Raw genomic sequence first — 19,699 nt, forward strand, 5'->3', positions numbered from 1 at the left:
GCAGACTGACGCCGACATGGCGGTGCGGTATTGAAGAAAAATGCCCCGCCCGGGCTCAGGGCCCGGTGCACGGCTCAGCGATACAGGTCGGCGCGGGTCCAGGGCAGGTCGTGGCGGCCGTCGGCATGGGGCTTGACCGCGAGGATCTGGTGCAGGTTCATCCAGCCGTGGGCGAAGCCATAGGCGCAACCGGCCAGATAGAGGCGCCAGATACGCAGGGCCTGCTCCGGCACCAGCTGCGCGGCCCGTTCCAGCTGCGCCTCCAGGCGCGCGCTCCACAGCTCGAGGGTGCGCGCATAGTGCAGGCGCAGGCTCTCCACGTCGACGATCTCCAGGCCGGCCTCGCTGATGCGGGCGCTGATGGTCGCCAGGTGCGGCAGCTCGCCCTCGGGGAACACGTAGCGGTCGATGAACTCGCCGCCGCCGCGGGCCACCGGGCGGCCGTCGGTGTACCTGGCGGTGATGCCATGGTTCATCACCAGGCCGCCGCTCTTCACCGCGCCGAACAGGCACTGGCAGTAGAGCGGCAGGTTGGCGTGGCCGACATGCTCGAACATGCCGACGCTGACCACCTTGTCGAAGCGGCCGTCCTGGGGCAGGTCGCGGTAGTCCAGCAGCTCCAGTTGCACCTGCTGCTCCAGGCCCTCGGCCGCGACCCGCTGGCGGGCCAGCTCCAGTTGCGCGCGGCTGAGGGTGATGCCATGCACCTGCACGCCGAACTCGCGGGCGGCGAAGCGCGCCAGGCCACCCCAGCCGCAGCCGACATCCAGCAGACGCTCGCCCGGCTGCAGGCGCAGCTTGCGACACAGGTGGCGCAGCTTGGCCTGCTGGGCCTGGTCGAGGTCTTCCTTGCCCGTCTCGAAGTAGGCGCAGGAATAGACCAGCTCGCGATCCAGCCAGAGGGCGTAGAAGTCGTTGGACAGGTCGTAGTGGTAGCTGATGGCCGCGGCGTCGGTGGCCTTGTCGTGGGGCTGGAAGTCCGGCTCGGTCGGCGCCTCCTCGCCGATCAGCGCCTGGCTGAGGGCATCGCCGATCTCGATCACCTCGCCGATCGGCCCTTCCAGGTCCAGGCGGCCCTCGACGTAGGCGCCGCCCAGGGCATCCAGGCTCGGGTGCGCCAGCTGCGCCACCAGGCTCGGGTCCTTGACCACCAGGGTGACCCGCGGCTGGGGTCCGAGATCGATTTGCTTGCCATCCCACAGGCGCAGGCGCAACGGCAACTGCAGGTCCCGCAGGGTTGGCGGCAGATACGCGAGCATGGGCACCTCCACCTCTCGAAATCATCGGAAAGGTTAGTTCAGATGACCCGTTTGTCAGGGCTTAGGTTCCCTAAAAGCTGGCTATCGGCCATGTCGCTGCAGCAGGCCCTCGTGCAGCCACTGGCGCAGCCAGCTGGCGGCCTGCAGCGGCGCCTTGTCGCCCAGCCCGCTCAGCCGTTCGCACAGCTCGGCGAAGCTCCAGCCCGCCACCGCCATGCCGTGCAGGGCCGCCTCCTCGGCGGCGTCCAGGCTGCGGTAGCGGCTGATCAGGCCCTGGCGCCAGATCAGGCAGACATGGGCCTGGGCCAGCTCGACGCTGCCGGGAAACGCGGCCTGCTCCTTGTGTGCCCGCCAGAGCGCCAGGCTGTTGAAGCGACAGACCTGCCACTGCACGCCGGGCAGCAGGCGCACCTGCAGTCCCGGCCAGTCCTGCGGCGCCAGGCCGGCCATCTGCTCCAGGGTCAGGGGCTCGCCCGCCGCAGCGTCGAAGGCCAGGGTGAAGGCCCATTCCAGGCGCGCCAGTTCGCCCAGCGGGGCGGCCTGCGCCGGGACCAGGTAGCCGTCGATGAACGCGGCCAGACGATCGCCCAGCCAACGCAGGCTGAAGTGCCGCGACGGATGGGCGTCGAGGTAGGCCAGGGCCAGGGCGTCGAACTCCTCGTCGCCGAGCCAGCCGTGCAGGGCGCCGTAGTCGCCGCGCAGCGCCTCGAGCAGGCGCGCGCGGTAGGCGTTGTGGTAGATCGCCAGGCCCTCCTCGACCGCCAGGGCCTCGCTGCCGCGCAGGCTGGCGCGCAGCCGTGGATCGGGCTGCGGGTCGCCGCCCAGCAGGTAGTTCTCGAGCTGCCGCTGCCAGTCGCTCAGTCGCATAGGGCCTCGCTCTCCAGGGCGCTAGCGGCCACGGCGCGGGCCTTGTCCAGTTCGACGAGCAGCTCCGCCAGCGGCGGGAAGTGGTCGTCGCGTTCCAGCAGGGTCGCCACCGGGCCCAGATGGCGCAGGGTGCGCGCGTAGAGTTGCCAGACCGGGTCGCTGACCGGCGCATCGTGGGTGTCGATCAGGTAGCTGCCGTAGTCGCTGTGGCCGGCCAGGTGCAGCTGGCGGATGCGCTGCGCCGGCAGCCCGCTGATGAACTCCCAGGGCTCGAAGCCATGGTTGCGCGCGCTGACGTAGACGTTGTTGACGTCGAGCAGCAGCTCGCAGCCGGTGAGGTCGCTGAGGGCGGCGAGGAACTGCCACTCGCTGAACTGATCGTCGGCGCTGCGCAGGTAGCTGGAGACATTCTCCAGCACCAGCGGCCGCTCGATCACCTCCTGCACCTGACGCACACGGCCTGCCACGTGCTGCAGGCTCTCCTCGGTGAACGGCAGCGGCAACAGGTCGTGCAGCTGGTGGGCGCTGCCGCGGCTCCAGCACAGGTGGTCGGAGATCCACGCCGGCTGGACGCGATCGGCCAGGCGCTTGAGGCGCAGCAGGTAGTCGCGATCCAGCGGATGGGGGCCGCCGATCGACAGCGACACGCCGTGCATCACCAGCGGATAGTGCTCGCCGATGGCCTCCAGGTAGTAGAGCGGCTTGCCGCCCTCGACCAGATGGTTCTCCGAGACCACCTCGAACCAGTCGACCGCCGGCCGTCGCTCGAGAATCTCCTGGTAATACGGGGTGCGCAGGCCCAGGCCGAAACCCAGGCAGGCCGCATCGTTAGACATGCCGAACTCCTTCGCTCGCGGCGTATGGGCGGCCCCCCGGGCCGCCCGCCTGGCCTTACTCGCCGGGACGACCGCCGGCCTGGGTGCATTCTGCCAGAGTCATGGTCTTGAAGCCCTGGCCCTTGCACGCGCCCTGGCCCTTGCAGGCGTTGTTCGCGGTCTTGCAGTCGTTCTGGCCCTTGCAGGCGTTGACGCCGTAGCAGCTGACCGCGGCTTCCTCGGCCATGACCAGGGTCGGCAGGCTGGCGAACAGCCCGGCAGCGGCCAGTGCCAGGGCGGCACCGGCGGCGGTGGTTTTGATGGACATCTGGATGATCCTCTCAGGTTGGGGAGACATCGGTGCCGTACACCAGAAGCGCAGCCGACTCTCTTTAGAGCAGGAACAGCCACCGGCGTTACAGCGGCGGCGCGATTCAGGCCGGCGCCGCCAGCCCCAGCAGTTGCCGCGCCGTGGCCTGCACCAGCTCGCCGATCAGCTGCTCGTCGGCCCGCGGCGCCAGGTCGTCCGGCTTGCCGCTGGCGCCGGTCGGCCTGGCCAGCAGATGGCCATCGGCGTCGTCCTCGAGGCGGTACTCGCCGCCGCAGGAGCGGCAGTAGAGATGCTCGCCGGCCTGCTGGTCGCGGCGCAGGACCAGGGTCGGCCCGCACATGATGCAGGTCTGCAGGGGAATGCCGAGGTCGCTGTGGCCGACGATATGGTCGAGCGCACCGGCGCGGCCCAGCTGCAGGAAATGCGCACCCAGTGCCGCGTCGAACTGCCGGCCGAGATTCGCCTCGATGATGTCCAGCGCCTGCCCCACGGCCATGCCGGCGCGGTAGGGGCGGCTGCTGGTCATGGCGTCGAAGGCGTCGCCGATGCCGACGATCCGCGCCATCGGCGGAATCTCGTCGCCCCTGAGGCCGAGCGGATAGCCGCGGCCGTCCGGGGTTTCATGATGCAGGCGCACCGCGTCGCTGACCAAGGCGGCCAGCGGGTGGCCCTGCAGCATACGGAAGCCGACCTCGGGGTGGGTCTTGATCACCGCGTACTGGTCGGCGTCGAGCTGGGTGCGCTTGTTGAGAATCGCATCGGGGATGCCGATCTTGCCGAGATCGTGGAGGAAGCCGCCGAGGCTGATTCGCGCACTCTCGGCCGGATCGAGGCCGGCGGCGCCGGCCAGCAGCTCGGCGAACCGCGAGACCCGCCACAGATGGCCGCCGGTGTAGGGGTCGCGCGCCTCCACCACCCAGGCCATCGTCAGCAGGCTGGCCAGCAGTTGTGCCTGGGCCTCGCGCGTGGCGGGCGCCGCCTGCGCGGGCTGGCCAATGGCCCGGCCCAAGAAACTCAGCAATCCCATCAGGCTGTCTCCGCTGAAGGCGTTCAACCAGCGTAGTCGGTCCCTCGCCGGTCGCCGTCTCTGCCCGGAGTCCGGGACCGGCAGCGCCGGCCCCGTGCCCGGTCACTCGCCGACGGTGCCCTTGGCGAGGTTGCACTCGGCCAGGGTCATGCTCTTGAAGCCCTGGCCCTTGCAGGAACCCTGGCCCTTGCAGGCGTTGCTCGCGGTCTTGCAGTCGTTCTGCCCCTTGCAGGCATTGACGCCATAGCAATGGATCTGGGCCTCCTCGGCCACGACGGCGGTGCTGGTGAGGCCGGCGAACAGGGTGGCGGCGGCGAAGGCCAGGGCGGCTCCGGTAGCGGTGGTCTTGGTATTCATGGGGTGGTCCTCGAATAGTCTGGATAGGCCGGTGCGCGCAGCATGCGTCACCGGTACAGGACTAGAGGACGGTCGCCGCCTGGCGTTACAGGGCCGGGCGCAAATAGCCACGCCCGGGGCCGGTCGCGGGGGCCGAGCGCGCGGCAAGGCTCGAGCGCTTGCCGAAGAAGGGCATGCCCCCGTGCGGGGCACTCGCTCGCCAGGGCACTCGAGGGCGCTGCCTAGAGCGCCTTGTCCCGGTGTATCCGCCGAATCCTTTCGCGGGTCTCTGGGTTGGCGCCCGGTCCGTCACAGATGCCGATGTCGGCGAGACTCATCTCATTGCCGTCCTGATCGTAGAACCTTGCCCGCGTCAGCGGCGAACCGGTCTTCTTGTTGACCAGCAAGACCGGCGGCCCTTCGGCGTGCGGGTACCAGCGGTCCCCCCACTGCAGCATGCTCATGATGATCGTGTTGACCTCCTGGCCCTTTTCCGTGAGGTGGTAATCGACACCGCCGCCCCGGTTCTGCTTTTCCAAGACCTGATGTTCGAGGAGCAATTTCAAGCGCTTGGACAGGATGCTCTTGGACATGCCGAGGTTGCGCTGGAAGTCATCGAACTTGCTGGTTCCCCACAGCGCCTCCCTGATGATCAGCACGTTCCACCAATCGCCGAGGACGTCCAGCGACCGTGCCAGCGAGCAATTTCGCCCTTCAAAGCTCACCCTCTCCATAGATAACCACCTAATTATTTGAAAATTAAACGAAATCTCAAAGTTATCGGAATGCCTTGACAGGTTCTATCATGAAACCTATGGTGTTCGTGGTTCTATGATGGAACCTGAGACACCGCAAGTCAAACCTTGGAGCGATCGACATGAACACAGTGTTGTATTCCAGCCTCGTGGCCGTCATCACGGCGGTCTTCGTGGGCTATGCCTCGGCGGGCGAGGAACAGCTCGAGCAGGCCTGCCTGACCAACGAAATCGATAAGGAACTGATCAGCAGCAGCCTGGCGATTACCACCGGGGAGTGCCACCTGAATGCCGCGGAGACGGACAAGCAGCAGGCCATGCAGCATGCGCAGATGGCCTACAGCTGGTTTTCCTACGCACAGCGGCTAGCGGACGGCGTCAGCCCGACATACCTGAAACAGGCCGCGGCGAAAATTGACGAACTGCAGGTTAAATAAGATGAAGAATAGTTTTGTTCTTTCCTGGCTGTTATTCGGCTGCCTGTCCGCTCAGGCGCAGGAGCTGACCGCTGTGGGCGCCGAGGTTGCGGCCAACGCGGATGGATCCATTCCGGCCTGGACCGGCGACTTCAAGGCTGCCGGCCAGGACCTGTCCGATCCGTTCGCGGGCGAGTCGGCCAGGCTGCGCATCGGTGCCGACAACTTCCACGCGCACCGGGCCCATCTCACCGATGGACAGATCGCCATGCTGCAGCGCTACCCGGACAGCTACTTCATCGATGTCTATCCGACGCATCGCACCGCCGTGCTGCCCGAGCCGGTGCAGGAACTGGCGAAGTACAACGCGCGCAATGCCAGGTTGAGTGCCGATGCCAATGGCGTGGAAGGCTACCGCGGCTACTACCCCTTTCCCGTGCCCCGAAATGGCCTCGAGGCGGTCTGGAATCATTTCATGCGCTATCGGGGCGGCAGCCTGAATCGCGACCAGGTGCAGGTAGTCGCTCAGGCCAATGGCAGCTACAGCGAGGTGAGAATCAAGGAGCAGGTCGTCTGGCCGGAAAACCTCGATGGCTACGACGAAGTCGGCGACCGGAACGTGATGCTCTACGCCAAGCAGATCGTCGCGGCGCCGTCCCGGCTCGCCGGGAACATCCTGCTGGTTCATGAAACCGTCAACCAGGTCGAACAGCCGCGTCTTGCCTGGATGTACAACGCTGGCCAGCGCCGGGTCAGGCGCGCCCCCCAGGTGGCCTACGATGGCCCCGGCACCGCCGCCGACGGGCTGCGCACCTCCGACAACGCGGACATGTATTCCGGCTCACCGGATCGCTATGACTGGAAGCTCGAAGGAAAGCGGGAAATCTACATCCCCTACAACAACTTCCGCCTGGCCGACCCGGCGCTGTCGGTCGCCGATGTGGCCGGCAAGGGGCATATCAACCAGGGTCTGGCCCGCTACGAGAAGCATCGCGTATGGAAGGTCGTCGGCGAACTGAAGAGCGGCAAGCGCCATATCTACAACAAGCGTGTTCTATACCTCGACGAGGACACCTGGCAGATCGCCCTGGCCGAGCATTACGACAATCGCGGGGAGCTGTGGCGGGTGTCCGAAGGCTTCCATGTGCAGTTCACCTATGCCGACACGCCCTGGTATGCGGCGGAGGCCATATATGACCTGAACAGCTCCAGATACCTGATCTACGGGCTGCTGGTCGATGCACAGCAGCCCATAGAGTTCGGCTTCCGGGCCTCCAAGAGCGAATACCAGCCCGCCGCCCTGCGGCACCTGGGGGTCAAGTAGCCCGAAGGCCCCGCGGCGTCGCCCCTTCCCGGGGCGGCGCCGGAGAAACTCGGCGGAAACCTCGGACCTGCCCCGGTTTCCGCCCCTCCCCCGGCCTGCTCCGATTATTCGACCGTCACGCTTTTCGCCAGGTTGCGCGGCTGGTCGACGTCGGTGCCCTTGAGCACGGCCACGTGGTAGGACAGCAGCTGCAGCGGAATGGTGTAGAGGATCGGCGCCAGCACGTCGTGGATGTGCGGCATGTTCACCACATGGGTGCCCTCGCCGTTGCTCATGCCGGCCTGCTCGTCGGCGAAGACCACCAGTTCGCCGCCGCGGGCACGCACTTCCTGCAGGTTGGACTTGAGCTTCTCCAGCAGCTCGTTGTTCGGCGCCACGGTGACCACCGGCATGTCGCTGTCGACCAGGGCCAGGGGACCGTGCTTGAGCTCGCCGGCCGGGTAGGCCTCGGCGTGGATGTAGGAGATCTCCTTGAGCTTGAGCGCCCCCTCCATCGCCACCGGATACTGCGCGCCGCGACCGAGGAACAGGCTGTGGTGCTTCTCGGCGAACAGCTCGGAGACCTTCTCCACCACCGCGTCCATGGCCAGGGCCTCGCCCAGGCGGGTCGGCAGGCGGCGCAGCTCCTCCACCAGCTCCGCCTCCAACTGCGGCGCGAGGCTGCCGCGCACCCGGCCCAGGGCCAGGCACAGCAGCAGCAGGCCCACCAGTTGAGTGGTGAAGGCCTTGGTCGAGGCCACGCCGATCTCCGGGCCGGCCTGGGTCAGCAGGCACAGGTCGGATTCGCGCACCAGGGAGCTGATGCCGACGTTGCAGATCGCCAGGCTGGCCAGGTAGCCGCCCTGCTCCGGGCTCAGCGCCTTGGCATTGCGCAGCGCGGCCAGGGTGTCGGCGGTCTCGCCGGACTGGGAGATGCTGACGAACAGGGTGTCGGGCTGCACCACCACCTGGCGGTAGCGGAACTCGCTGGCCACCTCGATCTGGCAGGGCACCCCGGCCAGGGCCTCGAGCCAGTAACGGGCGACCATGCCGGCGTGGTAGCTGGTGCCGCAGGCGACGATCTGCACGTTGCGCACCTTGGCGAACAAATCGGCCGCCTGGGGGCCGAAGGCCTGGATCAGCACATGGTCGGCGGCCAGGCGGCCCTCCAGGGTGCGCTGCACCACCTTGGGCTGCTCGTGGATCTCCTTGAGCATGAAGTGGCGGTACTCGCCCTTGTCGGCGGCTTCCGCACCCTCGTGGTACTGCACGCTCTCGCGCTGCACCGGCTGACCGTCGACCGACCAGATCTGCACCGCATCGCGGCGGATCTCGGCGATGTCGCCCTCTTCCAGGTACATGAAGCGGTCGGTGACCTGACGCAGGGCCAGCTGATCGGAGGCGAGGAAGTTCTCGCCCAGACCCAGGCCGATCACCAGCGGGCTGCCGCTGCGGGCGGCCAGCAGGCGGTCCGGCTGCTTGGCGCTGATCACCGCCAGGCCGTAGGCGCCGTGCAGTTCCTTGACCGCCTCCTTGAGCGCGGCGGTGAGGTCCGGCTGGCTCTTGAGCTTGTGGTCGAGCAGGTGGACGATCACCTCGGTGTCGGTGTCCGAGGCGAAGACGTAGCCCAGGCCCTTGAGCCGGCTGCGCAGCGCCTCGTGGTTCTCGATGATGCCGTTGTGCACCACCGCCAGGTCGCTGCCGGAGAAGTGCGGGTGGGCGTTGTGCTCGGTCGGCGCACCGTGGGTGGCCCAGCGGGTATGGGCGATGCCCAGACGCCCGGCCAGGGGCTCGGCGCCGAGGGCCTGCTGCAGCTCGCTGACCTTACCGACCCGACGACGGCGTTCGAGTTGGTTCTGGTCGCCCAGCAGCGCCACCCCGGCGCTGTCGTAGCCGCGGTATTCCAGGCGCTTCAGCCCTTCGACCAGTACGGCGGTGATGTTGCGTTCGGCGACGGCGCCCACGATGCCACACATAGTTTGTTCTCCTCAGTCTTGCACGGTCGCGCAGATCAGCTTGATCCCGCGCGCCGTCAGTTGTTCACGAGCCTCGGCGGGGAGGCGCTCGTCGGTGATCAGGGTATGGACGCTGCCCCAGGGCAGCTCCAGGTTGGGAATCTTGCGGCCGATCTTGTCGCTCTCGACCATGACGATGACCTCGCGGGCCACCTCGGCCATGACCCGGGACAGGCCCAGCAGTTCGTTGAAGGTGGTGGTGCCACGCGCCAGGTCGATGCCGTCGGCGCCGATGAACAGCTGGTCGAAGTCGTAGGAACGCAACACCTGTTCGGCGACCTGGCCCTGAAACGACTCGGAATGGGGGTCCCAGGTTCCGCCGGTCATCAGCAGCACCGGCTCGTGCTCCAGGTCGCGCAGGGCGTTGGCCACGTTCAGCGAGTTGGTCATCACCACCAGGCCGGGCCTGTGGCCCAGTTCGGGAATCATCGCCGCGGTGGTGGTGCCGCTGTCTATGATGATCCGCGCATGCTCACGGATGCGCGTCACGGCGGCGCGGGCGATGGCCTGCTTGTAGCGGGAGACCGGCTGCACGCCGTCGCCGATCAGCTCCTGGGGCATGGGCACCGCACCGCCGTAACGGCGCAGCAGCAGGCCGTTCTTCTCCAGGGCGGCGAGATCCTTGCGGATGGTCACTTCCGAGGTGGCGAAGGCCTTGGCCAGCGCGTCGACGCTGACCTCGCCCTGCTCGTTGAGCAGGGCGAGGATGGCGTGGCGGCGCTGCGGGGTGTTGCGCTTCGACATGGTTAAGTTTCGATTCGAAAGTTAGTGGCGCGAATCAAAACCTAATGAAGCTTTGCCGTCAAGCTTGAAAACGACCAAAGGCCGTAGGAAGGGTCGGGCCGCGTAGGTTGAGCGCAGCGATACCCAAGCCGCTTTAGCGATGGGTTACGCCGCTACGCGGCGCCCCCCCTGCGGCCAGTATCACTTCTTGGTCGGGCGCTTCCAGCCTTCGATATTGCGCTGCTTGGCACGGCCGACGGCGAGGCTGTCGCCCGGCACGTCGCTGGTCACCACCGAACCGGCGCCGGTGGTGGCACGGTCGCCGAGAGTGACCGGCGCCACCAGGGCGCTGTTGGAGCCGATGAACACGTCCTCGCCCATGACGGTGCGGAACTTGTTGGCGCCGTCGTAGTTGCAGGTGATGGTGCCGGCGCCGATGTTGCTCCGCGCGCCGATCTCGGCGTCGCCCAGGTAGCTCAGGTGGCCGGCCTTGGCGCCCTCGCCCAGCACCGCATTCTTCAGCTCGACGAAATTGCCGACATGGGCCCTGGCGCCGAGCTTGGTCCCGGGACGCAGGCGGGCGAACGGACCGCAGTCGGCGCCCTCGCCAAGCTCGGCGCCGTCCAGGTGGCTGTTGGCCTTGACGATGGCGCCACAGCGCAGGGTGCTGTCCTTGATCAGGCAGTTGGCACCGATCTGCACGCCATCCTCGATCACCACCCGGCCCTCGAGGATCACGTTGATGTCGATCAGCACGTCGCGGCCGACCGTGACCTCGCCGCGCAGGTCGAAGCGGGCCGGATCGCGCAGGGTCACGCCCTGGGCCATCAGCTGGCGAGCCGCGCGCTGCTGGTAGTGGCGCTCCAGCTCGGCCAGCTGGATGCGGTCGTTGGCGCCCTGCACCTCCATGGCGTCCAGCGGCTGCTCGGTGGCCACCGGCAGGCCGTCGGCCACCGCCATGGCGATCACGTCGGTCAGGTAGTACTCGCCCTGGGCATTGCTGTTGGACAGCCGGCCCAGCCAGTCGCCGAGGCGCTTGCCGGGCACGGCGAGGATGCCGGTGTTGCCCTCGCAGATCTGCCGCTGCTCGGGGCTGGCGTCCTTGTGCTCGACGATGGCCTGCACCGCGCCATCCGCACCGCGGACGATGCGCCCGTAGCCGGTCGGGTCGTTGAGGTCGACGGTGAGCAGGGCCAGCTGGTCGTCGGCGACCTTCTGCAGCAGGCGCTCGAGGGTGGCCTGCTCGATCAGCGGCACGTCGCCGTAGAGGATCAGCACGCGCTCGGCGGACAACGCCGGCAGCGCCTGGGCCACCGCATGGCCGGTACCGAGCTGCTCGGTCTGCAGCACGAAGTTCAGGTCATCCGCCGCCAGACGCTCGCGCACTATCTCCGCGCCATGGCCGATCACCACGTGGATGCATTGGGGCGACAGCGCCCGTGCGGTGTCGATGACATGGCCGAGCATGGACTTGCCGGCGACCGGGTGCAGGACCTTCGGCAGGGCGGAACGCATGCGGGTGCCTTGGCCGGCGGCGAGGATGACGATATCGAGGGACATGGGGCAGGACCGATCCAGAAGAAGACGGAAAAGAAAAAGGGTAGCCAAGGCTACCCTTTTACCGACGTGCGATGAAGCCTGGCGGAATCAGCTGCCGCCGAACTTCTTGCGCAGCTGCTGGACGGTGCGCAGCTGGGCTGCGGCCTCGGCCAGGCGAGCGGCGGCGGAGCCGTAGTCGAACTCGGCGCCCTGTTCGTGCAGCGCCTTCTCGGCCGCCTTGACGGCTTCCAGGGCGGAGGCTTCGTCCAGGTCGGCGGCCCGCTGCACGGTGTCGGCGAGAACCTTGACCATGTTCGGCTGCACTTCCAGGAAGCCGCCGGAGATGTAGAACACCTCGGCTTCGCCACCCTGCTTGATCAAGCGGATCGGGCCCGGCTTGAGGTCGGTGATCAGCGGCGCGTGGCCCGGGGCGATACCGAGATCACCCAGGTTGCCGTGCGCGATCACCATCTCCACCAGACCGGAGAAGATTTCCGCTTCTGCGCTGACGATATCGCAATGGACTGTCATAGCCATACGCTTGCCTCACATTACAGGCTGTGGATAACACTTTATCCACAGCCTGATGCGCCCGTTGCCGGGCGCATGGGTGATTACAGTTTCTTCGCTTTCTCGATGGCTTCTTCGATGCCGCCGACCATGTAGAACGCCTGCTCAGGCAGGTGGTCGTAGTCACCCTTGAGAATGCCGCTGAAGCCAGCGATGGTGTCCTTCAGGGAGACGTACTTGCCCGGCGAACCGGTGAAGACCTCGGCCACGAAGAACGGCTGGGACAGGAAGCGCTGGATCTTACGGGCGCGGGATACCAGCTGCTTATCCGCTTCGGACAGTTCGTCCATGCCGAGGATCGCGATGATGTCCTTCAGTTCCTTGTAGCGCTGCAGCACGTACTGCACGCCACGGGCGGTCTCGTAGTGCTCCTGGCCGATCACCAGCGGGTCCAGCTGGCGGCTGGTGGAGTCCAGCGGATCGACGGCCGGGTAGATACCCAGGGAGGCGATGTCGCGGGACAGTACCACGGTGGCGTCCAGGTGGGCGAAGGTGGTCGCCGGGCTCGGGTCGGTCAGGTCGTCCGCGGGAACGTAGACGGCCTGGATCGAGGTGATCGAGCCTTTCTTGGTGGAGGTGATGCGCTCCTGCAGGACGCCCATCTCCTCGGCCAGGGTCGGCTGGTAGCCTACTGCGGACGGCATACGGCCGAGCAGTGCGGATACTTCGGTACCGGCCAGGGTGTAACGGTAGATGTTGTCGACGAACAACAGTACGTCACGGCCCTCGTCACGGAACTTCTCGGCCATGGTCAGGCCGGTCAGTGCCACGCGCAGACGGTTGCCTGGCGGCTCGTTCATCTGACCGTAGACCAGGGCTACCTTGTCGAGAACGTTGGAATCCTTCATCTCGTGGTAGAAGTCGTTACCCTCACGAGTACGCTCACCCACACCGGCGAACACGGAATAACCGCTGTGCTCGATGGCGATGTTACGGATCAGTTCCATCATGTTTACGGTCTTGCCGACACCGGCACCACCGAACAGACCGACCTTACCACCCTTGGCGAACGGGCAGACCAGGTCGATTACCTTGATGCCGGTTTCCAGCAGCTCGTTGGAGCCCGCCTGCTCGGCATAGGACGGCGCAGGGCGGTGGATTTCCCACTGCTCTTCTTCGCCGATCGGGCCGGCTTCGTCGATCGGGTTGCCGAGCACGTCCATGATCCGGCCCAGGGTCGCTTTACCGACCGGTACGGAGATGGCCTTGCCAGTGCTGCCGACGTCCAGGCCACGCTTGAGGCCTTCGGTCGAACCCATCGCAATGGTACGCACCACGCCGTCGCCCAGCTGCTGCTGGACTTCCAGGGTGGTTTCGGCGCCGACTACTTTCAGCGCTTCATAAACACTCGGCACCTGATCACGCGGGAATTCCACGTCGATAACGGCGCCGATGATTTGAACGATACGTCCGCTACTCATCTTTGGTTCCTCTGAATATTTGAACCGTTCTTAAACCGCGGCAGCGCCGCCGACGATTTCCGAAATCTCTTGGGTGATCGCTGCCTGACGCGCCTTGTTGTAGATCAGCTGCAAATCGCTGATCAGGTCACCGGCGTTGTCGGTGGCGTTCTTCATCGCGATCATCCGCGCAGCCTGCTCGGCGGCGTTGTTCTCGACCACCGCCTGGTACACCTGCGACTCCACGTAACGCACCATCAAGCCGTCCAGCAGCTCCTTGGCGTCGGGTTCGTACAGGTAGTCCCAGTGGTGCTTGAGCTCTTCATCCGGAGTCGCCACCAGCGGAATCAACTGCTCCACTGTCGGCTGTTGCGTCATGGTATTGATGAACTTGTTCGAGACCACGGACAAACGGTCGATGCGACCCTCGAGGTACGCATCGAGCATCACCTTGACCGAACCGATCAGATCGTTGATCGACGGTTCCTCGCCCAGGTGGCTGATCGCAGCGACGACGTTGCCACCAAAGTTGCGGAAGAATGCCGCACCCTTGCTGCCGATCACGCAGAGATCGATCTCCACGCCGCGCTCGCGATTGCTCGCCATGTCCTTGACCAGAGCCTTGAACAGGTTGGTATTCAGACCACCGCACAGACCCCGGTCCGAACTCACCACCACGTAGCCGACGCGCTTGACTTCGCGCTCGACCATGAAGGGATGACGGTACTCCGGGTTGGCGTTGGCCAGATGACCGATGACCTGGCGGATACGCTCCGCGTAGGGACGGCTCGACGCCATGCGCTGTTGAGCCCTGCGCATTTTGCTGACCGCCACCTTTTCCATGGCGCTGGTGATCTTCTGCGTGCTTTTGATGCTCGCAATCTTGCTGCGAATCTCTTTTGCGCCTGCCATTTGACACCTATCGGGTTAGCAGGCGGGGGCTGCGAGGCCCCCGCTGCGGCTTACCAGGTTTGGGTGGCCTTGAACTTCTCGATGCCGGCCTTGAGCTGGCCATCGATGTCGTCGTTGAAGTCACCCTTCTCGTTGATCTTGGCCAGCAGAGCGGCGTGATCCCGGTTGAAGTAGGCGATCAGGGCCTGCTCGAAGGCGCCGACCTTGGCGACTTCGATGTCCCGCAGGAAACCACGGTCGGCGGCATACAGCGACAGCGACATGTCGGCGATGGACATCGGCGCATACTGCTTCTGCTTCATCAGCTCGGTAACGCGCTGACCATGCTCGAGCTGCTTGCGGGTGGCTTCGTCCAGGTCGGAGGCGAACTGGGCGAAGGCCGCCAGTTCACGGTACTGAGCCAGGGCGGTACGGATGCCACCGGAGAGCTTCTTGATGATCTTGGTCTGCGCGGCACCGCCTACACGGGATACCGAGATACCGGCGTTGACCGCCGGACGGATGCCCGAGTTGAACATGGCCGATTCCAGGAAGATCTGACCGTCGGTGATCGAGATCACGTTGGTCGGAACGAACGCGGAAACGTCGCCTGCCTGGGTTTCGATGATCGGCAGGGCGGTCAGGGAACCGGTCTTGCCTTTCACTTCGCCGTTGGTGAACTTCTCGACATACTCTTCGGAGACGCGCGAGGCACGCTCCAGCAGACGGCTGTGGAGATAGAACACGTCGCCCGGGTAGGCTTCGCGGCCCGGCGGGCGGCGCAGCAGCAGGGAGATCTGGCGGTAGGCCACGGCCTGCTTGGACAGATCGTCATAGACGATCAGCGCGTCTTCGCCGCGGTCGCGGAAGTACTCACCCATGGTGCAGCCGGCGTACGGTGCGATGAACTGCAGCGCAGCGGATTCGGAGGCGGAAGCGGCCACCACGATGGTGTTGGCCAGGGCGCCGTTCTCTTCCAGCTTGCGCACCACGTTGGCGATGGTCGACTGCTTCTGACCGATGGCCACGTAGACGCAGCGGATGCCGCTGTTCTTCTGGTTGATGATGGCGTCGACGGCCAGAGCGGTCTTACCGATCTGACGGTCACCGATGATCAGCTCGCGCTGGCCACGGCCGACCGGGATCATGGCATCGACCGACTTGTAGCCGGTCTGAACCGGCTGGTCGACCGACTTACGCCAGATCACGCCCGGCGCAACCTTTTCAACCGCGTCGGTGGCGACGTTGTTGAGCGGGCCCTTGCCGTCGATCGGGTTGCCCAGGGCATCGACCACGCGGCCCAGCAGTTCCGGACCGACCGGGACTTCCAGGATGCGCCCGGTGCACTTGGCGCTCATGCCTTCGGCCAGGCTGGTGTAGGCACCCAGCACCACGGCACCGACGGAGTCCTGCTCCAGGTTCAGTGCCATGCCGAAGACGCCGCCCGGGAACTCGATCATTTCGCCGTACATGACGTCGGCGAGACCGTGAATGCGCACGATGCCGTCGGAAACGCTGACGACTGTGCCTTCGTTGCGGGCTTGGGAGGCGACGTCGAGTTTCTCGATGCGCCCCTTGATGATTTCACTAATTTCGGAAGGATTGAGTTGCTGCATAGCTCTGCTGCCCCTTCAAACTCAAGATTTCAATGCTTCGGCCAGCTTCGCGATCTTGCCGCGAACTGAGCCATCGATAACCAGGTCGCCGGCGCGAATGACGACACCACCGATCAGGGTGGCGTCCTCCGCGGCGTGCAGACGCACTTCTCGGCTGAGCCGTGCACTGAGAACCTTGGCGAGTTTGTCTTGCTGTTCATCGCTCAATGCGAAGGCACTGGTGACATCCACGTCGATCGACTTCTCCTGTTCGGCCTTGTACAGCTCGAACAGCGCGACGATCTCCGGCAACAGGGCCAGACGATCGTTCTCGGCGAGAACGTGGATGAAATTGCGTACCTGGGCGTCGAACTTGTCACCACACACCTCGATGAAGGTGGTGGCCTTATCTGTACTCGTCAGACGCGGGGCCTTGAGCACGCGCTGCATGGTGTCGTCCTGCGACACCGCAGACGCCAGGCCGAGCATGGCTGACCAATCGGCCAGCTGCTGGTGGGCCTGGGCGTACTCGAAGGCAGCCTTGGCGTAAGGTCGGGCCAGCGTGGTCAGTTCTGCCATGATCGCGCCCTCGCTTAGATTTCGGCTGCCAGTTTGTTAACCAGCTCCGCATGCGCGTTATGGTCGATGGATACGCCCAGGATCTTCTCGGCGCCGCTGACCGCCAGGCTGCCCACTTGGGCACGCAGGGCGTCCTTGACGCTGTTCAGTTCCTGTTCGATCTCGGCCTGAGCCTGAGCCTTCACGCGATCCGCTTCGACACGCGCCTGTTCACGGGCCTCGTCGACGATCTGGGTACCGCGTTTCTTGGCCTGCTCGATGATCTCGGCTGCCTGGGTTTTGGCTTCGCGCAGTTGTTGGGCCACTTTCTCATGGGCCAACTCCAGGTCACGAGCCGCACGGTTGGCAGCGTCCAGGCCATCTGCAATCTTCTTCTGACGCTCCTGCAAAGCCGTAATGACCGGGGGCCACACGTACTTCATGCAGAACATCACGAAGATGAAGAAGGCAACGGACTGGCCAATCAGGGTTGCATTAATGTTCACGCCAACACCTCGCTCGTTCGTTGTCCGGCAAACCAATCACTCGAATGAACGAGTGATTAGCCAGCGATTTGACCAACGAAGGGGTTCGCGAAGGTGAAGAACAGTGCGATACCAACGCCGATCATGGTCACGGCGTCCAGCAGACCGGCGACGATGAACATCTTGACCTGCAGCATCGGCACCATTTCCGGCTGACGCGCGGCGCCTTCCAGGAACTTGCCGCCCAGCAGGCCGAAGCCAATGGCGGTACCCAGGGCGCCCAGGCCGATCAGCAGAGCAACAGCGATAGCGGTCAGACCAACTACAGTTTCCATCTTTCCTCCCGACTTTTATGTCGTATTGGTTAAGGTTTCTAAGGTAGAGCGGTAAAGCAAAATCGTTTGCAGCATGCCCTCGCGGGCGTCCACCAACATCACCACATCCAGGCCGACGCCCCATCGAGGAGTCGGCCGACGGATGCCTGGGAGCTGTTAGTGGTTGTCTTCGTGCGCCATCGACAGGTAGACGATGGTCAGCATCATGAAGATGAACGCCTGCAGGGTGATGATCAGGATGTGGAACACAGCCCAGGCCCAGTGCAGCACGATGCCGAAGGCGCCCAGCAGCCAGCCGGCACTGAACACCACGGCGATCAGGATGAAGATCAGTTCGCCGGCATAGAGGTTGCCGAACAGACGCAGGGCCAGGGACACCGGCTTGGCGATCAGGGTGACGAACTCGAGCAGGAAGTTCACCGGTACCAGCAGGGCCTGGACCAGGACGTTCTTGCTACCGAACGGATGCAGGGTCAGTTCGCCGAGGAAACCGCCGATGCCCTTGACCTTGATGCTGTAGAAGATGATCAGGGCGAATACCGAGAAGGACAGCCCCAGGGTGGCGTTCGGGTCGGTGGTCGGCACGACGCGGAAGAACAGGTGGCTGTCGCCGCTCAGGTTGGCCGCGATCAGCGGCAACCAGTCAACGGGGATCAGGTCCATGAAGTTCATCAGGAAGACCCAGACGAAGATGGTCAGGGCCAGCGGCGCGATCAGCGGATTGCGGCCGTGGAAGGTCTCCTTGACGCTGGTGTCGACGAACTCCACCAGCACTTCGACGAAGTTCTGCAGGCCGCCGGGCTGACCGCTGGTCGCGCGCTTGGCGGCCATGCGGAACAGCAGGACGAAAACCAGGCCCAATACTACGGACCAGCCCAGGGTATCCACGTGGAATGCCCAGAAACCCATTTCTTTGGCTTGTTCTGCGGTGTGGGCAAAGCCCCAGTCACCATTGGGCAGCTTCCCGAAAGTCAGGTTCTGCAGGTGGTGCTGGATATAGCCCGAAGCGGTTTGTTCTGCCATGGTTGCCTCAAACGCCCTAAGGTCTCAAAAGTCTTATTTTCAGCAGCAGGGGAGCGAACCAGTTGACCAGTTGGGTCAGCAGGAAGACGCCGAATACCGCCAGCGCCTCCAATGGCTTCACGCCTGCGAACGTCAGCGCAAACAGCGCCGCCGTCAAAATCAACTTGCCCGCCTCGCCGGCATAAAACGACCGGACGATGGCCTGGGCGGCCCGCGCCCCGGAATACCGGAACGCCTTGTGGGCGAAGTACAGATTGGGCAACCACGCGATCAGGCCGCCGCACAATCCGGAATAACCGGCCACCACACCATGCCCTTGCCAGAGCAGTACGGCCGCCAGCAACACAACTACCAACTGCACCACCAGCACCGGAAATACCGGCAGGCGATGGAAGGGCAAGCGGTTCGGCGTGCGTACATCCATCGCGATCAACCCTGGAAACGGCCTCTGGTGTCGACACCAAAAAAATCAATAACTTGGCATAGTTTGTGCCGACGAAATGCGCGCAGAGTATAGGGGCGCTTCCCACCCCATTCAACCTTCGGCAACGATTTCCGACTAGTCGTTAAGCGTGCAGATGTTTCAACGAATGTGCGCCAACACGCCTTGCAGCTCATCCAGCGAACTGTAGCGGATGACCAGTTGGCCTTTGCCCTTCTGTCCGTGCTTGATCTGCACCGGCGAGCCCAGGCGCTCAGCCAGGCGCTGTTCGAGGCGGCTGATGTCGGGATCCGGCTTGACCTTCTCGACAGGTTTCTCCTTGCTGTTCAGCCACTGCCGCACCAGTGCCTCGGTTTGGCGCACGGTCAGCCCGCGTGCGACAACATGTCGCGCCCCGTCGACCTGTTGTTCGGCCGGCAGGCCCAGCAAGGCGCGGGCATGGCCCATCTCGAGATCGCCATGGGAGAGCAGGATCTTGATCTCCTCCGGCAGGCCGATCAGGCGCAGCAGGTTGGTGATGGTCGCCCGCGATTTGCCGACGGCCTCGGCGACCTGCTGCTGGGTCAGCTGGAACTCCTGCTGCAGACGCTGCAGGGCGACGGCCTCCTCGATCGGGTTGAGGTCTTCGCGCTGGATGTTCTCGATCAGCGCCATGGCGATGGCGGCCTCGTCCGGCAGCTCTCGGACCATGGCCGGAATGCGCTCCAGGCCGGCCTGGTGGCAGGCGCGCCAACGGCGTTCACCGGCGACGATCTCGTAGCGACCGCCAGCGATCGGGCGCACCACGATCGGCTGCATCACGCCCTGGGCCTTGATCGACTGGGCCAGTTCGTCCAGCGCGGTCGGGTCCATGTCGCGACGCGGCTGGTATTTGCCACGCTGGATCAGCTCCAGCGGCAGGTGTTGCAGTTCCTGGCGGTCGACCTGGACGGCTTCTTCCTGCAAGGCGGTGACACTGGTTCCCCCCAGCAGGGCGTCCAGGCCTCGCCCCAGCCCTCGTTTCTTGGCGGCCAT

22 protein-coding genes are annotated in these 19,699 nt (G+C 65.0%); 2 read left to right on the plus strand and 20 right to left on the minus strand.

From position 1 onward, the window contains the following. Nucleotides 1–74: 74 nt before the first annotated feature. The 7 genes from cfaB to I0D00_RS12255 form a co-directional block, all read right to left on the minus strand. Nucleotides 75–1,259, minus strand: a complete 1,185-nt coding sequence (cfaB, locus tag I0D00_RS12225) for a C17 cyclopropane fatty acid synthase CfaB (RefSeq protein ID WP_213639992.1) — start codon at nucleotides 1,257–1,259, stop codon at nucleotides 75–77. Nucleotides 1,260–1,340: 81 nt separating this feature from the next. Then, nucleotides 1,341–2,126 (minus strand): HvfC/BufC N-terminal domain-containing protein, encoded by a 786-nt coding sequence (locus I0D00_RS12230; protein ID WP_213639993.1) that lies wholly within the window; start codon nucleotides 2,124–2,126, stop codon nucleotides 1,341–1,343. Next, nucleotides 2,117–2,962 (minus strand): MNIO family bufferin maturase, encoded by an 846-nt coding sequence (gene bufB / locus I0D00_RS12235; protein ID WP_213639994.1) that lies wholly within the window; start codon nucleotides 2,960–2,962, stop codon nucleotides 2,117–2,119. Before bufB ends, I0D00_RS12230 begins: the two co-directional genes overlap by 10 nt. Nucleotides 2,963–3,017: 55 nt before the next feature. Continuing rightward, the gene (gene bufA2, locus I0D00_RS12240) at nucleotides 3,018–3,269 is read right to left on the minus strand and encodes a BufA2 family periplasmic bufferin-type metallophore (protein ID WP_213639995.1); all 252 of its coding nucleotides are present in this window, start codon (nucleotides 3,267–3,269) and stop codon (nucleotides 3,018–3,020) included. A 106-nt stretch (nucleotides 3,270–3,375) separates the two neighbouring features. Next, nucleotides 3,376–4,299 carry an HD-GYP domain-containing protein gene (locus I0D00_RS12245; RefSeq protein ID WP_213639996.1) on the minus strand — a complete coding sequence of 308 codons (924 nt, stop codon included), beginning with the start codon at nucleotides 4,297–4,299 and terminating at the stop codon, nucleotides 3,376–3,378. Nucleotides 4,300–4,401: 102 nt separating this feature from the next. Then, nucleotides 4,402–4,656 carry a BufA2 family periplasmic bufferin-type metallophore gene (gene bufA2 / locus I0D00_RS12250; protein ID WP_213639997.1) on the minus strand — a complete coding sequence of 85 codons (255 nt, stop codon included), beginning with the start codon at nucleotides 4,654–4,656 and terminating at the stop codon, nucleotides 4,402–4,404. Nucleotides 4,657–4,877: 221 nt separating this feature from the next. Continuing rightward, on the minus strand, nucleotides 4,878–5,369 hold the full coding sequence (locus tag I0D00_RS12255; protein WP_213639998.1) for a winged helix-turn-helix transcriptional regulator: 492 nt from the start codon (nucleotides 5,367–5,369) through the stop codon (nucleotides 4,878–4,880). A gap of 143 nt (nucleotides 5,370–5,512) precedes the next feature. Between I0D00_RS12255 and I0D00_RS12260 the strand changes: the two genes are divergently transcribed. Both I0D00_RS12260 and I0D00_RS12265 read left to right on the plus strand, forming a co-directional pair. Beyond that, nucleotides 5,513–5,827, plus strand: a complete 315-nt coding sequence (locus I0D00_RS12260) for a hypothetical protein (RefSeq protein WP_213639999.1) — start codon at nucleotides 5,513–5,515, stop codon at nucleotides 5,825–5,827. A 1-nt stretch (nucleotide 5,828) separates the two neighbouring features. Continuing rightward, on the plus strand, nucleotides 5,829–7,130 hold the full coding sequence (locus tag I0D00_RS12265; protein WP_213640000.1) for a DUF1329 domain-containing protein: 1,302 nt from the start codon (nucleotides 5,829–5,831) through the stop codon (nucleotides 7,128–7,130). 104 nt (nucleotides 7,131–7,234) lie between these two features. Here I0D00_RS12265 and glmS read toward each other — a convergent pair whose 3' ends face one another. The 13 genes from glmS to I0D00_RS12330 all read right to left on the minus strand — a co-directional run bounded on the left by glmS (nucleotide 7,235) and on the right by I0D00_RS12330 (nucleotide 19,699). Beyond that, complete coding sequence (gene glmS / locus I0D00_RS12270) at nucleotides 7,235–9,085, minus strand: glutamine--fructose-6-phosphate transaminase (isomerizing) (RefSeq protein ID WP_213640001.1); 1,851 nt, start codon at nucleotides 9,083–9,085, stop codon at nucleotides 7,235–7,237. 12 nt (nucleotides 9,086–9,097) lie between these two features. Beyond that, nucleotides 9,098–9,868: a DeoR/GlpR family DNA-binding transcription regulator gene (locus tag I0D00_RS12275; RefSeq protein ID WP_213640002.1), complete on the minus strand. Its 771-nt coding sequence runs from the start codon at nucleotides 9,866–9,868 to the stop codon at nucleotides 9,098–9,100. A gap of 180 nt (nucleotides 9,869–10,048) precedes the next feature. Continuing rightward, nucleotides 10,049–11,407 carry a bifunctional UDP-N-acetylglucosamine diphosphorylase/glucosamine-1-phosphate N-acetyltransferase GlmU gene (gene glmU, locus I0D00_RS12280; RefSeq protein WP_213640003.1) on the minus strand — a complete coding sequence of 453 codons (1,359 nt, stop codon included), beginning with the start codon at nucleotides 11,405–11,407 and terminating at the stop codon, nucleotides 10,049–10,051. Between the two features lie 87 nt (nucleotides 11,408–11,494). After that, nucleotides 11,495–11,923 (minus strand): F0F1 ATP synthase subunit epsilon, encoded by a 429-nt coding sequence (locus I0D00_RS12285; RefSeq protein WP_213640004.1) that lies wholly within the window; start codon nucleotides 11,921–11,923, stop codon nucleotides 11,495–11,497. A gap of 77 nt (nucleotides 11,924–12,000) precedes the next feature. Continuing rightward, on the minus strand, nucleotides 12,001–13,377 hold the full coding sequence (atpD, locus tag I0D00_RS12290; RefSeq protein ID WP_213640005.1) for a F0F1 ATP synthase subunit beta: 1,377 nt from the start codon (nucleotides 13,375–13,377) through the stop codon (nucleotides 12,001–12,003). A 30-nt stretch (nucleotides 13,378–13,407) separates the two neighbouring features. Then, nucleotides 13,408–14,268: a F0F1 ATP synthase subunit gamma gene (gene atpG, locus I0D00_RS12295; protein WP_213640006.1), complete on the minus strand. Its 861-nt coding sequence runs from the start codon at nucleotides 14,266–14,268 to the stop codon at nucleotides 13,408–13,410. Between the two features lie 50 nt (nucleotides 14,269–14,318). Continuing rightward, nucleotides 14,319–15,863, minus strand: a complete 1,545-nt coding sequence (gene atpA, locus I0D00_RS12300) for a F0F1 ATP synthase subunit alpha (RefSeq protein ID WP_213640007.1) — start codon at nucleotides 15,861–15,863, stop codon at nucleotides 14,319–14,321. Between the two features lie 21 nt (nucleotides 15,864–15,884). Continuing rightward, nucleotides 15,885–16,421, minus strand: coding sequence for a F0F1 ATP synthase subunit delta (locus I0D00_RS12305; RefSeq protein WP_213640008.1), 537 nt, complete (start codon nucleotides 16,419–16,421; stop codon nucleotides 15,885–15,887). Nucleotides 16,422–16,435: 14 nt separating this feature from the next. Beyond that, nucleotides 16,436–16,906 carry a F0F1 ATP synthase subunit B gene (locus I0D00_RS12310; RefSeq protein ID WP_213640009.1) on the minus strand — a complete coding sequence of 157 codons (471 nt, stop codon included), beginning with the start codon at nucleotides 16,904–16,906 and terminating at the stop codon, nucleotides 16,436–16,438. 56 nt (nucleotides 16,907–16,962) lie between these two features. Then, nucleotides 16,963–17,220, minus strand: a complete 258-nt coding sequence (gene atpE, locus I0D00_RS12315; protein WP_003097235.1) for a F0F1 ATP synthase subunit C — start codon at nucleotides 17,218–17,220, stop codon at nucleotides 16,963–16,965. A 156-nt stretch (nucleotides 17,221–17,376) separates the two neighbouring features. Continuing rightward, nucleotides 17,377–18,243: a F0F1 ATP synthase subunit A gene (gene atpB / locus I0D00_RS12320; RefSeq protein ID WP_213640010.1), complete on the minus strand. Its 867-nt coding sequence runs from the start codon at nucleotides 18,241–18,243 to the stop codon at nucleotides 17,377–17,379. 16 nt (nucleotides 18,244–18,259) lie between these two features. Then, nucleotides 18,260–18,667 (minus strand): F0F1 ATP synthase subunit I, encoded by a 408-nt coding sequence (locus I0D00_RS12325; protein WP_213640011.1) that lies wholly within the window; start codon nucleotides 18,665–18,667, stop codon nucleotides 18,260–18,262. A gap of 159 nt (nucleotides 18,668–18,826) precedes the next feature. Next, a complete protein-coding gene (locus I0D00_RS12330; RefSeq protein WP_213640012.1) occupies nucleotides 18,827–19,699 on the minus strand; it encodes a ParB/RepB/Spo0J family partition protein in 873 nt (290 codons plus the stop codon).

The organism is Pseudomonas lalucatii (assembly GCF_018398425.1).
GTDB lineage: Bacteria > Pseudomonadota > Gammaproteobacteria > Pseudomonadales > Pseudomonadaceae > Aquipseudomonas > Aquipseudomonas lalucatii.